The organism is Psychrobacter coccoides (assembly GCF_017498085.1).
GTDB classification, from domain to species: Bacteria; Pseudomonadota; Gammaproteobacteria; order Pseudomonadales; family Moraxellaceae; genus Psychrobacter; species Psychrobacter coccoides.
Genome location: NZ_JAGBKM010000009.1, coordinates 36,741 through 52,306, shown reverse-complemented (window position 1 = coordinate 52,306; position 15,566 = coordinate 36,741). Strand labels below are relative to the sequence as shown.

13 protein-coding genes are annotated in these 15,566 nt (G+C 45.9%); 6 read left to right on the top strand and 7 right to left on the bottom strand.

Annotated features, from left to right (window positions below; translation table 11 throughout):
* Positions 1-12: 12 nt before the first annotated feature.
* Positions 13-717, bottom strand: a complete 705-nt coding sequence (locus J3492_RS06500; RefSeq protein WP_207990993.1) for a hypothetical protein — start codon at positions 715-717, stop codon at positions 13-15.
* Positions 718-819: 102 nt separating this feature from the next.
* Between J3492_RS06500 and J3492_RS06495 the strand changes: the two genes are divergently transcribed.
* The gene (locus J3492_RS06495) at positions 820-1,092 is read left to right on the top strand and encodes a hypothetical protein (protein ID WP_207990992.1); all 273 of its coding nucleotides are present in this window, start codon (positions 820-822) and stop codon (positions 1,090-1,092) included.
* A gap of 63 nt (positions 1,093-1,155) precedes the next feature.
* Here J3492_RS06495 and J3492_RS06490 read toward each other — a convergent pair whose 3' ends face one another.
* The 6 genes from J3492_RS06490 to gmk all read right to left on the bottom strand — a co-directional run bounded on the left by J3492_RS06490 (position 1,156) and on the right by gmk (position 8,942).
* Positions 1,156-2,241, bottom strand: a complete 1,086-nt coding sequence (locus J3492_RS06490) for a cation diffusion facilitator family transporter (RefSeq protein ID WP_243453139.1) — start codon at positions 2,239-2,241, stop codon at positions 1,156-1,158.
* Positions 2,242-2,338: 97 nt separating this feature from the next.
* Positions 2,339-4,612 (bottom strand): primosomal protein N', encoded by a 2,274-nt coding sequence (locus J3492_RS06485; protein WP_207990991.1) that lies wholly within the window; start codon positions 4,610-4,612, stop codon positions 2,339-2,341.
* Between the two features lie 192 nt (positions 4,613-4,804).
* Complete coding sequence (locus J3492_RS06480; protein ID WP_207990990.1) at positions 4,805-5,185, bottom strand: RidA family protein; 381 nt, start codon at positions 5,183-5,185, stop codon at positions 4,805-4,807.
* Positions 5,186-5,325: 140 nt separating this feature from the next.
* Positions 5,326-7,521, bottom strand: coding sequence for a RelA/SpoT family protein (locus tag J3492_RS06475; protein WP_207990989.1), 2,196 nt, complete (start codon positions 7,519-7,521; stop codon positions 5,326-5,328).
* Between the two features lie 405 nt (positions 7,522-7,926).
* Positions 7,927-8,187, bottom strand: a complete 261-nt coding sequence (gene rpoZ / locus J3492_RS06470) for a DNA-directed RNA polymerase subunit omega (RefSeq protein WP_207990988.1) — start codon at positions 8,185-8,187, stop codon at positions 7,927-7,929.
* A gap of 128 nt (positions 8,188-8,315) precedes the next feature.
* A complete protein-coding gene (gmk, locus tag J3492_RS06465) occupies positions 8,316-8,942 on the bottom strand; it encodes a guanylate kinase (RefSeq protein WP_207990987.1) in 627 nt (208 codons plus the stop codon).
* A gap of 274 nt (positions 8,943-9,216) precedes the next feature.
* Here gmk and ispH point away from each other — a divergent pair, with 274 nt between their 5' ends.
* The 5 genes from ispH (at position 9,217) to htpG (ending at position 15,542) form a co-directional block, all read left to right on the top strand.
* On the top strand, positions 9,217-10,173 hold the full coding sequence (ispH, locus tag J3492_RS06460; protein ID WP_207990986.1) for a 4-hydroxy-3-methylbut-2-enyl diphosphate reductase: 957 nt from the start codon (positions 9,217-9,219) through the stop codon (positions 10,171-10,173).
* Positions 10,174-10,229: 56 nt separating this feature from the next.
* Complete coding sequence (locus J3492_RS06455; protein WP_207990985.1) at positions 10,230-10,481, top strand: hypothetical protein; 252 nt, start codon at positions 10,230-10,232, stop codon at positions 10,479-10,481.
* Between the two features lie 182 nt (positions 10,482-10,663).
* Positions 10,664-11,479 carry a thioesterase family protein gene (locus J3492_RS06450; RefSeq protein WP_207990984.1) on the top strand — a complete coding sequence of 272 codons (816 nt, stop codon included), beginning with the start codon at positions 10,664-10,666 and terminating at the stop codon, positions 11,477-11,479.
* A 316-nt stretch (positions 11,480-11,795) separates the two neighbouring features.
* Entirely contained in the window at positions 11,796-13,328 is a 1,533-nt protein-coding gene (locus J3492_RS06445; protein WP_279381156.1) for a catalase, read from the top strand.
* A gap of 255 nt (positions 13,329-13,583) precedes the next feature.
* Positions 13,584-15,542, top strand: a complete 1,959-nt coding sequence (htpG, locus tag J3492_RS06440; protein ID WP_207990983.1) for a molecular chaperone HtpG — start codon at positions 13,584-13,586, stop codon at positions 15,540-15,542.
* Positions 15,543-15,566: the final 24 nt, after the last annotated feature.

The window sequence follows — 15,566 nt, the reverse complement described above, 5'->3', positions numbered from 1 at the left end:
ATAATAACGCCATTATTTTTTACGGTAAATCTTCCATATGCCATTATCTGCTATCGGGTTGCTATACGCATCATTACGCCGCTTACGAGGTGTTTGTCTGCTATCAACAATTTTAAAATCAGGTAGCGCATGGACGATCAGCCCTGTACGATAAAATCGCACCCGCTCAGGCTCCAGCAGCTCACCCTTACTGTCACGACAAAACACATAAGCTCGCAGATCTATAAACTCACGATGCGCGACTAAACGTGCCTCATCATCTTTATCGAACACCGCCGACATACGTGAAATCTCATCATCACTGTAGTCGCCACACTTCTCAATCAAAGCACCGACAGAACCAAAGCTTTTGGACTCTTTGGCTCGAGTCTTGGTCAGATGTAGACGCTGCACGTGATAGATAAACTGCGGAATCTCAAGGCTGGCTGGCAAGGGGAGGAAGTCAGGCGGAAGATTGGCTGCGGGATAAAAACCCATTGCACGCTCAAGCAGTGGTTGCCAGCGCTGCTGATAGGCCTGAACTTCAGCTAAATTTCCTTCATAAATGGGCATATCCCGAATCTGACGTAAGATATCAGGCGGGAACTGCTCATCTCGAAAGCTGGCAATGTCTTCTTGCAAGGTAGACAATAAAGCTTTAGCGTGTTTTTTGCCGTCTTTTGACGTAGGGTTGTCAATATAGTCGGGAGCGACGAAAGGGGCTGAGCGTCTGGACATAATGTTATTCGTTAAATGTCGTAAGTTAGGTAAGTATACCTAATTTATAATCAAATTATGAGAGTGCAGCTATATTTTCGTTATTTTTATCAAGGTATTATAATGAAACAAAAACAAGTCTTTGTATTAAATGTTGTTGGCAAGATAGCAATGCGGGTACTGGCGATAGGATTAGCGCTAATCTCTGGCTTTTGGTTGGTTATGGCCTCAAACATGGGACCCGCTTATCTACCTGAGGTCGGCGATGGCTGTTTAGATATGTGGATCAGAATGACCTTTTTGGCTGTTGGGTTGCTGATTTGGTTCCTCACTGCCATTTGGCTGATTTGGTCTATGTTTCGTTACGGTTATCATTTATTCAGAAGTATTAAATAATTATGGAGCTGTTATCACCCAATCATTCAATAGTTATTGTTAATGGTGTGGTTAATGACATTTTTAATGACTGTGCCCTATGTGACTACTGTCATTATCAACTGGACGCTCTGATATATCACAAACCAGCGCCTCACCGTGCGCTTGAGTTTGCGGGTGTGATGCGCTCTCTACCTGAATGGTGACATGCTGAATATCTAGTGCTAATAACCGCTGCTCTAAGTCAGCGATAAGCATACTGGCCGCGGAGATACTCATATCGCCATTGACGACCACATGACACGATAAGGCGTTCAAGCCACTGGTGATACTCCAGACATGTAAGTCATGCACTTGCTGTACTTGCTTATGTGCCAACAACTTGGCTTCCACAGTGCTTAAAGAAATACCCTCTGGCGTACCTTCCATCAAGATATGTACTGAGTCGCGTACCACACGGTAGCCACTGACCAAGATAAGGACCGCAACGATCACCGAAGCTACCGCATCTGCCCATATCCAGCCAAAGCCCATCATCAATAAGGCAGCAATGATAGCAGCGACTGAACCTAAGAGATCACTCAAGACATGTAGGTAGGCACTTTGCATATTGAGATTGACAGGCGCTTTGATATCAGCTGCTGAGTCACTCGTACCGTGGCTATGACCATGATGGTCGTCACCACTACTACCACGATGCATCAGCCAAGCGACCAAGATGTTGACCAACATACCGATAGTGGCAATGATGAGCATGCCTTGGCTGGCGATTTCAGTGGGGGTGTTAAAGCGTTCAATGGCCTCATAAAAAATCATAAGTGCAATGATGACCAGGGTGGCACCATTGACAGTAGCCACAATGATCTCAAAGCGTTTATAGCCAAAGGTCTTTTGATGAGTGGCTGTTTTTTCGCCGATTTTGAATGCCATTAAGGTAGCACCAAGGGCAATAGCGTCGCTGAGCATATGACCGGCATCAGATAGTAGCGCTAAGCTGCCCGTCAGTAAGCCGCCAATCGCTTCGATAAACATATAGCCTGTAATGATAATAAAGCTAAATAGCAGCGTACGCTGATAGCCTTTGGTATCTCGTGGCGCTACGGTCTGCTCCAAATGCTCATCGTGGTCATGATCGTCTTTATCGTCATACATATAGTCTTTTTGACTCATAATATATCCTCAGCGCTTATCGAAACCTTTTTTTTGCTATGCTCATTTTGCCAATGCTATAAGGCCGCTCTCACTAGAATAGCAAATGTAGAGGGCATCACCAACCGATAGGATCAATGTCTAAAGTTAGCTTTAGGTATTTTGTGCTGGGTAGGGCAAGTATCGGCTGCCACCATTGATTTAGCACCTGATGCAATTGTCGCCTGTCTTTAGCGAGCAATAGCAGCTGTGAATGATAACGGCTGTTTTTTTTGCTCATAGGGGCGTCGATAGGGCCAAGAACGGCCAAGTTGTGTCCCTGAGGCAGGTTGGCTATAGCGTCTTTGAGCGCTTGAACGGTGGCAGCGAGGGTTTTGCCTTCACAGCGTATCAGTGCAGCATGGCTATAAGGTGGTAGCCCCATCATTTTGCGCTCTTGTAATAACTCATGAGCAAATGATAGGTAGCCATCTTTGACCAGTTTTAATAAAAGCTCATTGTCGGGCTGCAGGGTTTGGATCAGTACTCGTCCAGCTTTGTCCCCGCGTCCTGCACGTCCTGCAACTTGAATCATCAACTGGGCGGTATGTTCAGGTGAGCGAAAATCTGCAGACAAAAAGCCACGATCGGCGTTTGGCATACACACTAAGGTGACATTGGGGAAATGATGGCCTTTGGCGACCATTTGTGTGCCGACCAATATCGCAGGTGCTCCTTGATTGATACGCTGATAGATACGTTCCCAGCTGTCTTTGCGTCTGGTGGTATCACGATCGATTTGGATAATAGGATAGATCTGTTTGCTAGTCTGTGGATTGGCAAAGATAGCGTGTAGGTTTTCGCTCAGTCTTGTGGTGCCCATCCCTTTGGCGTCTAAATTTGGACTGCCACAATCTGGACACACAGTAGGAATGTAAGCTTGCCAATCACAGTGATGGCATTTTAAGTAGGCGTTTTGTCGATTTTGTCTGCTGTAATGTACCGTCAAATGAGCATCGCAGCGAGGACAATCTGCCTGCCAACCACAAGCTTGACACAATAAAACAGGAGCGTAACCCCGACGATTTAAAAATATCAATACCTGATCGCCTGCTTCTAATGTCTGCCGTATCGCACCAATCATAGCGTCTGTTAGCCCTGTATCATAGCGTGCGCCATCGTCTGTTGTCTGTTGGTGCGTGCTTTGCAGACGAGCATCGATAAGCTGCATGGTGGCAGGCTTGGCATTGCCTGGGCGAGTCAGCAGCCGGCGTTCTACTAGCTTGCCATCAGCGACCAGTTTTAGATGTTCAAGAGAGGGCGTAGCAGTGCCTAGCACCACAGGAATATGCTGCTGCAGTCCCCGATAGAGCGCCACATCAGCAGCGTGATAACGCAGCGTGTCTTGCTGTTTATAAGAGCCATCATGCGCTTCGTCGACGATAATGAGCCCTAAATCCTTAAAAGGATATAGCACTGCTGAGCGTGTTCCTATGACTATTTGTGCGTGCCCGGTGCGACAGTCTTGCCAGCCTTGTAGGCGATGGGTGTTATTCATACCAGAGTGTAGCAGCACGATATGAGCTGCAAACCGACTGGCAAAACGAGCCCGTGTCTGCGGCGTCAAGCCAATCTCAGGTACCAAGATAAGCACTTGTTTGCCAGCTTCTAGTACCTGTTGCATGGCTTGTAGATAGACTTCTGTCTTGCCACTTCCTGTGATGCCATTTAACAAAAAACCAGTGTAATGGTGCGCTTCATGAGCCGCAATGATGGCATTGACCGCTTGCTGCTGCTCAGCATTCATATCTAGTGGTAGCTTGGCAAGTTTGACAGGCGCAGGGGCTTGTTTGGGCTCAATATAGCGCTCGATAAGACCTTTATCTTCTAAAGTCTTCAAAAAAGCTCTTTCCATCCCTTCTAACAGCAGCACATCCTCGCTGGCGCCACGCTCTCCATGTAGCTTGAGCATATCAAATTGTTGCTTTTGCTTTTTGGCATTGGGATGAAAGTCGTCATCAGTGACGTGGGGCAGTATGCGCCAATGGGTAATCAAAAGATCAAGTGGCTTGCCTTGTCGCACGAGACTTGGCAAGATAACGGCCAATACATCACCGAGGGGATAATGATAATAGCCAGCCAACCAGTGAGCCAGCTTGAGCATATGTGCGTCTAGTATAGGTGTAGCGTCCAAGCATCTATTGATGGACTTAAGCTTGTTGACAGGTACGTTGCTACTTGTCTTTGCGATATGGGCTACTACGATGCCGATAAGTGTCTGGCGACCAAAAGGCACTTCGACACGGCACCCGACAGCAGGTAAGACAGCATCCGACAAAGCCTCTATCGCTGTCGGCAAACGATAGTCAAATACCCGGTAGAGGGGCACAGGTAGAGCAACTTGTAGCAACATAAATGTACCCTAGCTTTTAAGTATCGTTTGTAGAGATATGGATAATGATATCAAGATAAATGATAGCAATAAGCCCAAATAGACTATTTGGGCTTATGATAAATCGGTTTGATAAACACAGGTTATTAACGGCATTGTTTTTATCAAGTGACTTGAGTCTAGGGCAGACTCTAAATAAACAGATTTATCCGTTTATTCAATATACATGATCGCTTCAATCTCAACCACACCGCCTTTGGGTAAAGCCGCAACCTGTACAGCAGCACGAGCAGGATACGGCTCACTTAGATTGGCGGCAAATATGTCATTGAGTACCGCAAAGTCATTGAGGTCGGTTAAAGACACATTAAACTTAACCACGTCGTTTAAGCTACCGCCAGCAGCCTCACAAACGGCCTTTAGGTTTTCAAACACTTGCTTAGCTTGGGCTTCAAAGCCGTCTTTTAGCTCCATCGTCTTAGGGTCAAAGCCCAGCTGACCTGAAACATAGACGGTATTGCCAACTTTGACCGCTTGTGAGTAAGTGCCAACGGCTGCAGGGGCGTTATCAGTTTGAATGGTCTGACGAGTCATAGGATATCCTTTTAATACTTGAATTGATTTGCTAATGAGTTAGCGAGAAGATAATTAGTTTTTGCACTCATACTTAAAAATACAGTTGTCTGGTCTAATGCTCAAAACCTAGTGAACAAAAAACAAAATGCTCATCGTGATTATAGTTGATATAGACGTATAATATTTGGAAAATCTAGTAAAGAGCGTAGGTCACGTATGCCTTGTGCTAAATGATTGCGACTACGGACAATAATGTGCAAAACCGTATCACTGCTACGCACATCGACTTTTTCGACACCGATATTAAGTTGGCGAAGATGGTAAATCACCTCACTGATCTGCTCGTCAGTCAAAGCGATTGAAAGCTTCAGATACGCAGGAAAGCGTATTTCACCACTGTTTTTACCACTAGGCACTTTTAGCTCGTTTACTTTGACGGCTTGATCCTCACGCCATCGCAGTTGAATGACCTGATAAGGATTGTCTTTGCGAATGTCATCAAGCGAGAAGCATTTGTGTCGATGTACGACCAGACCGTGACGTGATAAGTGGCCGACAATAGGGTCGCCATAAATTGGATGACAGCAGTTGGCAAAGTCAACCTCAACGCCTGTTGCGTTTGCTATAAGCTGCTGTGGCTGTGTCATATTATGGCTATGCTGCGTCTGCAAGTCGCAGACTTCATCACTAAATAGGCGTGAGACGACCAGTTGTGGCAATAAAGTTCCAGAGCTGATTTGTTCAAACAAGACGCCTTTGTCTGGCACGCCGCGCCATTCTATTAAGTTTTGCCAGTCATTATCTGTTAGGTCATCGAGACTCTTTTGGTAGGTTTTGAGTGCCCGATCTAAAGCTTGCTGACCGTGATGCTGCTTATCAGCGGTAGATAAGTCCTTAAACCAGCGCAGTATCTCTTCACGGGCCTTGTTGGTCAGTACAAACCCTAGCCATTCCGCTTTTGGCTCAGAATGACGATTGGTTTCGATCTCGACTTGCTGGCCATCTTTGACTACCGTGCCCAGTTTGGCTTTTTTACCATCGATATTAGCCCCAACAGCGACATTACCGACCATAGGGCCTACGGCATAGGCAAAGTCCAACGCTGTTGCTCCTTGAGGCAGCTCATAGGCACGACCTTGCGGGCTATAGCAAATGATTTTGCTTGAGTGTAGATAGTCCATCAGCTCATTAATCGTAGAGACAGCGGCTGTAAAATCTGGATTGTCTTCGTCTAAGGTTTCTTCATCGACCAAATCTTTCATATTGCGTAGTGACGCTTGAATGACTGAACGACTGACGTCAGAGGCATGCTCTGCGCCGATGACGCCAAGTCTTGCGGCATTTTGCATCTTTTTGGTCAAAATGGTTACTTTTACAAAATCATTGTCACGCTCATATATCAGTGTCAATGACTGGTTGCCACCGGGTAGAGGACGACGGATATTGTCTTCAATATGAGAGTTTTCTATTTGATATTTTTTGATCAGGTAATAAGCCAGTTTGTCGCACTCTTCGATACTCTCTAGCACCACCTCAAAAGCATAGTGACGTAGTAAGGCACTAATCTCCCCACGATTGCGGAAAAACTGACGATATATCACCACCCGATTATCGAGCACCTTAACATGCCCATTTAGGTCTAGATTGTTGAGGACGATAGTGAGATAACGGTGAATAGACTCTCGTTGAAAGTTGCGTCCAAGGCCATGCTGTAGCAGCTTGTCAGAGAGCTTGTTGTACATCTCAGAATCAAGATTGCGATAACACAGCACTTCGATATAGTCAGCAATATCATTGAGACCCATCAAACGTGCAAATGGCACATAAAAATCCAATGTCTCTTGGGCTGTCGCACGCTGCTTTTCTGGACGTACCGCATCCAGCGTAGACATATTGTGCAATCGATCAGCAAGCTTAATGATTAACACGCGTGGATCAGCGAGGGTGGCGGTTAGGATTTTATGAAAGGTAGCGGCTTTGTTTTGTTGTTTATCATGATTGGATGACTTAAGCTTAGTCACACCGTCGACCAAGGTGGCGACCACCTTACCATAACGCTGCTTGATTTCGTCATCGCTGACCTCTGTGTCTTCGACAGTATCATGCAAAATTGCTGCAATGATACTGTCTCGATCTAAGCGAAAACCCGCCAATATCTCAGCAACGGCAATCGGATGCGTGATATAGGGCTCACCAGATTTGCGCTTGTCTTTTATATGAGCGATATCGCCAAACTTACAAGCATCAATAATATCACGGCGATCAGCTGCACTAAGATACCCAACTGAACGCAGTAAGTTATACTGAGCTTCATCAACCAAATGATGACTGAGCTTGGGTAGAGTTTGGCTCATAGAGGGATGATCCTATAGTAGTAATGGTTCGTTGCTTTGTAGAGATAGCGGATCAAAAATGATCTGTTAAGCAGTGTTTTATCCGCTGATGGTATGACGCTGGCCTGCCTTTAAAAGGTGGTGTTTTATTTTCATAAAGCCACCCTCTAATTAATCGTAAATCGCTTTGAATGTCAACCACTAAGCGACTAGGCCAGCCAAATACTTTTGAGCGCTGTCATCAAAACAGGGCGGAAACATAAAAAAGCCCAGAAGTATTTGGCGAAAACAGCAGGCCTAAACTCAAAGAACCACAGCATGACACTGTGGTTCTAGAGATTAGAATATGGCATTAATCATCTTTTTGGATCAGTTGAATATCCCGCTTAGTTAATAGTCTTAAGCGTAAAGATGGTCATCGCAAGCCTAAAAGCTATGATCACCGGATAAAGCAAGATCCAATGAGCTGGTTGCAAAGTTATGCTCTGGCTGATTTAAAATGTCGCGGGTAATATGACCTGCTGCGACTTCACGTAGGGCTAGAACTGTAGGCTTATCGTTGTCAACATCAACCATTGGTTCTGCGATACCCTTGGCCAACTGACGGGCGCGTTTGCTGGCAACTAAAACCAGCTCAAAGCGATTATCCACATTACCCAAACAATCTTCAATCGTCACTCGTGCCATAAATAGCTACCTCGGTTGCTTTTATTAGCAGCGAGCTGTGCTCACCGCTGAATAAAAAATAATATCTAAAATAAAAAGGGAATAGCTGGATATGATAGCATTTTTTGCGTCATTGCGCATTTGCTTTTTTATTTAGGATCTGCTGGGTTCAATAACGTGGTGATGGTGCGATGGTAGCGCTGCTGCTGCCGCTTTAGGGTCTGTCTATCAGCCACTATGATAGACTTGAGTTCAGTCAGTGCGACTTCAAAGCTGTCATTAATTATCACAAAGTCGAAGTTCACGTACTGCTCCATCTCAGTCACTGCACCCGCTAGACGCTGTTCGATGACCTCGGCAGAGTCTTGATTGCGAGAGGACAAGCGTTGGCGCAATGTGGTCAAGCTGGGGGGCAAGATAAATACCATAATGGCATCGGTGAAGACTTTTTTGACTTGTAGCGCTCCTTGCCAGTCGATCTCCAAGATAACATCGATTCCTGCTTCTAGCTGCGTTCGAACGCTTTGTTCTGAAGTGCCGTAATAGTTACCAAATACTTCAGCGTATTCCAAAAACCTCCCATCTTCGATTGCGGACTTAAAAGAAGTGATATCAGTAAAATGATAATGATGTCCGTCAATCTCGCCAGGTCTTGGCGCTCGAGTGGTGTGCGAGGTACTGACCGTCAAATCGTTGGTCGTCGCTAACAACTGCTTGACCAGTGAGGTTTTGCCAGTACCAGAAGCCGCAGTGATAATAAATAATGAACCTGTCATACCGTGTTTCCTAATGCAGTGTTTTTAATGGGCAGGGTGAGTGGGCAAGGGCTGGAAAAATAAAAAAGAAGCATCATGTAGATCTGTGCAAATACAGCATGCCTTTTTATTATAAATCGCTTTCGATGCTTTGGTTTTATTGAAAAGCCTACTTTACCGTATTACGACTGAGACGGTGGTATTTTAAACGGCAACCAAGGCAAATTATGCTAAAGTAGGGTATTCGCATTATTGTAAACTTTTGATTCTAAATTATCTAATGATAGGCCTTTTTATGCAAATTTATCTTGCCAATCCACGTGGGTTTTGTGCTGGTGTCGACCGTGCGATAGCGATCGTAAACGAAGCATTGACACGATTTGAGCCTCCTATTTATGTGCGTCATGAAGTGGTACATAATAAGTTTGTGGTCTCAGATTTAGCCAATCGTGGTGCAGTGTTTGTCGAGGAGCTCGATGAAGTACCAGATGGCGCTATCGTCATCTTTTCTGCACATGGGGTATCAAAAGCAGTCGAAGATGAGGCTGAGCGTCGTGATTTGACTGTGTTTGACGCCACTTGTCCGCTGGTCACCAAGGTGCATATCGAGGTGGCTAAGTTTGCGCAGGGCGGCATGGATGCGGTACTCATTGGTCATGCCGGACACCCAGAAGTCGAAGGCACCATGGGTCGCTTTAACCGAAAGCATGGGGGGCAAATCCATCTGGTCGAAAACGAAAGTGATGTCGAAGCGTTAACTGTTCAAGACGCTGAGCGTTTGGCGTTTGTTACTCAAACCACGTTGTCGATGGATGATACGGCACGTGTCATCGATGCATTGCGTGATAAGTTTCCGAGTATTCAAGGGCCACGTAAGGATGATATTTGTTATGCTACCCAAAACCGTCAAGATGCGGTCAAAGATTTGGCGGGGCGCTGTGAAGTGGTGTTGGTCGTCGGTTCACCAAACTCATCAAATTCCAACCGCCTGCGTGAGTTGGCAGAGCGTATGAATTGCCGTGCCTATCTGATCGATAATGCCAATGAGATGAATCGACAGTGGTTCGATGGGGTACAAAGTGTCGGTGTTACCGCTGGTGCATCAGCTCCTGAGGTGTTGATCCAAGAAGTACTGCAGCAGCTGCAAGACTGGGGTGGCGATTTGCCGAGTGAGCTGTCAGGTATTGAAGAAAACGTCACTTTTAGCTTACCTAAAGCGTTGCGCATTCCTGTTACTCAAGTCGGTAGGTGAGCTACTGGGGTGTGGATTAGTTTGTGGGCCTATAAGACTAGCGTGGGTTAAGGGCAATGAAAAAACCAAGAAAAAAGTTTGTACTGGCAGAAGCCAATCTGAAAGAAGTCAATAAACAGCTGAATATCAATATGTTTGTCATTAGCATATTGGCGATGATGCTTGGATTAGATATCGCACACTTTATGCAAGCGTATAGTCTGTTTTATGGCGTGCTCATTGTTATTATGGCGGTCTTACTTTATTTAACCCTAAAAAGTCGAAAGCTCCTTATGATGAGAAAACAAGAACTGAAGAGGTATAAATAATCTACCAAATAAATCCCGTATGAGACCATCAATAGAGTGTATGTAGATATGCTCTATTGAATCAACAGGCGTCACCGTGTTTTTATATCAATATTTTTACACACAACAATAATAATAGCTTCTCATAACCAGCAACATAACTGGATGCATGCGAAGTATATGCTACAAAGCTAAGGAAGGTCATGTCAGCTTACTATAACTTCATCAAACGTGAACAGCAGGAAGGTGGTGTCAGCGTTGCCCACTATCAGCCCACCAAGCATGCGCAAGGCGCTTGGAACGAGCATGAGCAACATATGGCACCAGCGACAGGTATACTCACAGCAGAGCTGAGCCAGTTTGCACCGCAAACCAATATGCGCATCGCCCGTATTAGTCTGGATATATTGGGACTGATTCCGCTTGATGAGTTTACGATCACCACCCGCTGTATTCGCCCCGGCAAGACGATTGAGCTTGTGGAGGCGGTGATGAGTAGCCGAGGACGTGATTGCATCATTGCTCGTGCATGGCGACTCATGACTCAAGACACCAGCGAGATTGCAGGGCTTGAAGATCAAAGTGCAGTAAACACGCCAGAGGACCTGCCTGTCTGGGATGATATGAAAGGCTGGCCGGGCGGTTTTATCGAAAGCGTGCATTTGGTTGCAGCGCCAGAGCGCCGTGCGGGTAAAGGGATGGTTTGGATCACCAATGATATCGACATGGTCGAAGGCGAAACCACCGCTGATTTGGTACATCTATTGGGCATGGTGGATACGGCCAATGGCGTGGTGCCAAGACTTGGTCTGGGACTGTCAGAGTTACAATGGATGTTCCCCAATACGGATTTACAGATTCATATGCATCGTACGCCACAAGGAAAGTGGCTGGGTATCGAGGCGGTGCAGCAGTATGGTGATGACGGTATAGGGCTTACCAGTGCGATATTGCATGATGTGCAGGGTCCGTTTGGTCGTAGTGAGCAGATTCTCACTATTCGTCCGATGCCAAGCTAGTATATAGCACTACTGTGATAAGCCGACTGACTTCAGTAGCTGTGGTTTTTATCGCTCAGTCGTTTTTATTAACCAATCATGCAGTGATTTATGTTTTAAAAAACAAAACAAAAAAATATAATTAATTGATTATGCAAATATATAAAAATCAGTTGTAATAGTACTCAACAAGGCAACATAACGGCATTAATAGAAAATCATGAAACAGACGCACCGTTTTTCAAACAAACTGACGACTGTTCTAGAGCTGCTGCTAGAAGCGTATTCAGAATAGAGTGTGTACCTTAATTTAATTGCTTTTCAAAGGAGTATTACTATGAGCAATGACATGAGTGATAAAAAATGTCCCTACGCACCCACCCAGTTGACCATGGGCAATGGCGCCCCAGTCGCTGATAACCAAAACAGCCTGACGGCAGGTAAGCGTGGCCCGCTATTGGCGCAAGATGTCTGGCTAAACGAAAAACTGGGCAACTTCGTGCGTGAAGTGATTCCAGAGCGCCGTATGCATGCTAAAGGCTCTGGTGCCTTTGGTACCTTTACTGTGACCAATGATATCACCAAGTACACTCGAGCTAAGATTTTTAGTGAAGTGGGTAAACAGACTGAGATGTTTGCACGCTTTAGTACGGTTGCAGGTGAGCGTGGCGCTGCTGACGCTGAGCGTGATATCCGTGGTTTTGCGCTGAAGTTTTATACCGAAGAAGGCAACTGGGATATGGTGGGTAACAATACACCAGTGTTCTTTATGCGTGACCCACGTAAGTTCCCAGATTTGAACAAAGCGGTTAAGCGTGACCCACGTACCAATATGCGCTCAGCGACCAACAACTGGGATTTTTGGACATTATTGCCAGAAGCGTTTCATCAAGTCACTATCTTGATGAGTGATCGTGGTATTCCAGCTTCTTATAGACATATGCATGGCTTTAGCTCGCATACTTACAGTTTTTGGAATGAAGACAATGAGCGCTTTTGGGTTAAGTTCCACTTCCGCACGCAGCAAGGCATCAAAAACTTAACCGATGCAGAAGCAGCAGAGGTCGTCGGTATGGATCGTGAGAGTAACCAAAGAGATCTGCTCAATGCTATCGATAATGGTGACTTTCCGAAGTGGAAGATGTATGTACAGATTATGCCTGAAGAAGAAGCAGATCAAGTACCTTACCATCCGTTTGACTTGACCAAGGTATGGCCCAAAGGCGACTATCCGCTGATTGAAGTGGGTGAGTTTGAGCTCAATAAAAACTCGAACAACTACTTTGTCGATGTCGAACAAGCTGCATTTGCGCCTAGCAACTTGGTGCCTGGCATCAGTGTCTCACCAGACAAAATGCTGCAAAATCGCTTGATCAACTATGCCGATGCTCAGCGCTATCGTGTCGGTGTCAACCATCAGCAAATCCCTGTCAACAAGCCACGTTGCCCTGTGATGAGCAACCACCGTGACGGTGAAGGGCGTGTCGATGATAACTATGGTGATCGTCCGCATTACGAGCCAAACAGCTTTAGCCAGTGGCAAGAACAGCCTGAGTATGCTGAGCCACCACTGAAAATCAACGGCGATGCGGCGCACTATGATTTCCGTGAAGATGACGATGACTACTTCAGCCAGCCCCGTGCGCTGTTTAATTTAATGAGCAGCGAACAGCAGCAAGTTTTGTTTGAAAACACTGCCAGAAATATGGGTGATGCGCCTGACTTCATCAAGTATCGCCACATCCGTAACTGCAACTGGTGTGAGCCTGCTTACGGCGAAGGCGTTGCCAAAGCGCTTGGCATGACCGTTGAAGATGCGATGGCTGCTCGTGACTCAGATCCAGCTCGTCATTTGCCTAGCTGCTTGTAATCGGTCGATATCAAAGATAAACCACTCATTGTATAACGACGCCGCCTTAGACAACTGAGGCGGTGTTTTTTTGCTTAACTTATTCATAACCGAGTTTTTGCGCTTGAAATATTCCGCTGTGCCCCTATTAGTAGTAACAGCCTAGCGCTATTTAAAACCAAACGCTCTGATGCAAATTTGATGCTGACTTGCGTGACTTTGGTTTGATTACTGCTGTTTAATAATAAGTTTTGACACACATTAAAGGAGTTTGTTATGAGTGAAGACAATCAAAATCCAGAGGTAAAAAAACATACGTTTGAAGCGGAAGTGGCGCAGCTGCTGCACTTAGTGACGCATTCACTCTACTCTAATGCGGATATTTTTGTGCGTGAGCTGGTATCAAACGCCTCTGATGCCTGCGATAAGTTACGTTTTGAAGCCACCAATGATGACAGCCTGTATGAAGATGATGGCGAGCTAAAAATTCGTATTGCCGTCGATGAGGAAGCCAAAACCATTACCTTTACTGATAATGGTATCGGCATGAATGAAACCGATGCGATTGAAAACCTAGGTACCATTGCCAAGTCAGGTACCAAGGCGTTTTTGGACAAGCTCTCTGAGTCGCAAAAGCAAGACGGTCAACTCATTGGACAGTTTGGGGTTGGGTTTTATTCTGGATTTATCGTGGCCGACACCATCACCGTTGAATCACGCAAAGCCGGCGAGCCGAGCGACAAAGGCGTGCGCTGGATATCAGATGGTACAGGCAGCTTCACTGTAGAGACCATCACTAAAGACACTCGTGGCACCAGCATCACCTTACATCTAAAAGAAGAGTATAGCGAAGGTGAGGACAACTATCTCGATCGTGGCAAGATCAAGCGTTTGGTCAATAAATACTCAGATCACATCAGCTTGCCGATTCAGATGCGTAAAGAAGTCTGGCAAGAAGACGTGAAAGAAGAAGGTGATGACACAGAGGATCAAGCGCCAGCGGGCGGCGAGATGGTACTGACTGATGAGTGGGAAACCATCAACAAGGCCAGTGCGCTATGGACACGCTCAGCGTCTGAGATTGACGACGACGAGTATATCGACTTTTATAAAAACATCACTTATGACTTCGATGAGCCATTAACGTGGACTCACAACCGTGTCGAAGGCCGTGTTCAATATACACAGCTGCTTTATATCCCTAAAAAAGCACCAATGGATCTTTACACTCGTGAGCAGCAGCATGGTCTTAAGCTGTACGTCAAACGTGTGTTCATCATGGACGACGCTGAACAGCTGTTGCCGATGTATCTGCGCTTTGTCAAAGGGGTCATCGATTCAGCAGACTTACCACTGAACGTCAGCCGTGAGCTGCTACAAGAGTCACGTGATGTCAAATCCATCCGTGATGGTAACGCACGCCGTGTCTTGACCATGCTCGCAAGCCTTGCCAATAGTGAAGATGATGCCAAGCAAGAGAAGTTCGCCCAGTTCTATAGCGAGTTTGGTGATGTCATCAAAGAAGGCCTCGGTGAGGACATGAGCAACCAAGCGCGCATTGCCAAATTGCTGCGTTATGCCACCAGCACCAATGACAAGGTCGAGACCAGCTTTGAGGACTACAAAGCACGTATGATCGACGGCCAAAAAGCCATCTACTACCTCACCGCTGACAACCTTGCTGCGGCAAAAAACAGCCCACAGCTTGAACTGTTTAAGAAAAAAGGCATCGAAGTGATCCTCATGACCAGCCGTGTCGATGAGTGGGCGATGAACTTCTTGACTCAGTTTGATGATACGCCACTGCAAAACATTGCCAAAGGTGCGGTAGATTTAGGCGACTTGCAGGATGAGGAAGAAAAAGCAGAAGCTGAAAAAGCACAAGAGACGATGAAGCCTGTGGTTGATAAGCTCAAAACCACTCTAGGCGAGCGGGCAAAAGACGTACGAGTCTCTAATCGTTTGGTAGACAGTCCAGCCATCTTGGTCACGCCAGAGGGTGAATTGTCACCACAAATGATTCAGATGCTCAAACAAATGGGTCAAGAAGTGCCAGATACTCAGCCTGTTTTGGAGATCAACCCTGAGCATCCGCTGATTAAAAAGCTAGATGGTAACGAGCAGTTTGATGATTTGGCGCAAGTGATCTTTGATCAGGCATTGTTGGCTGATGGCGGTCAACTAGAAGACCCAGCCGCTTATCTAAAACGTGTCAATGAGCTCTTGATGCGCTAATATAGCAAGCAGTCTTTTCATTTA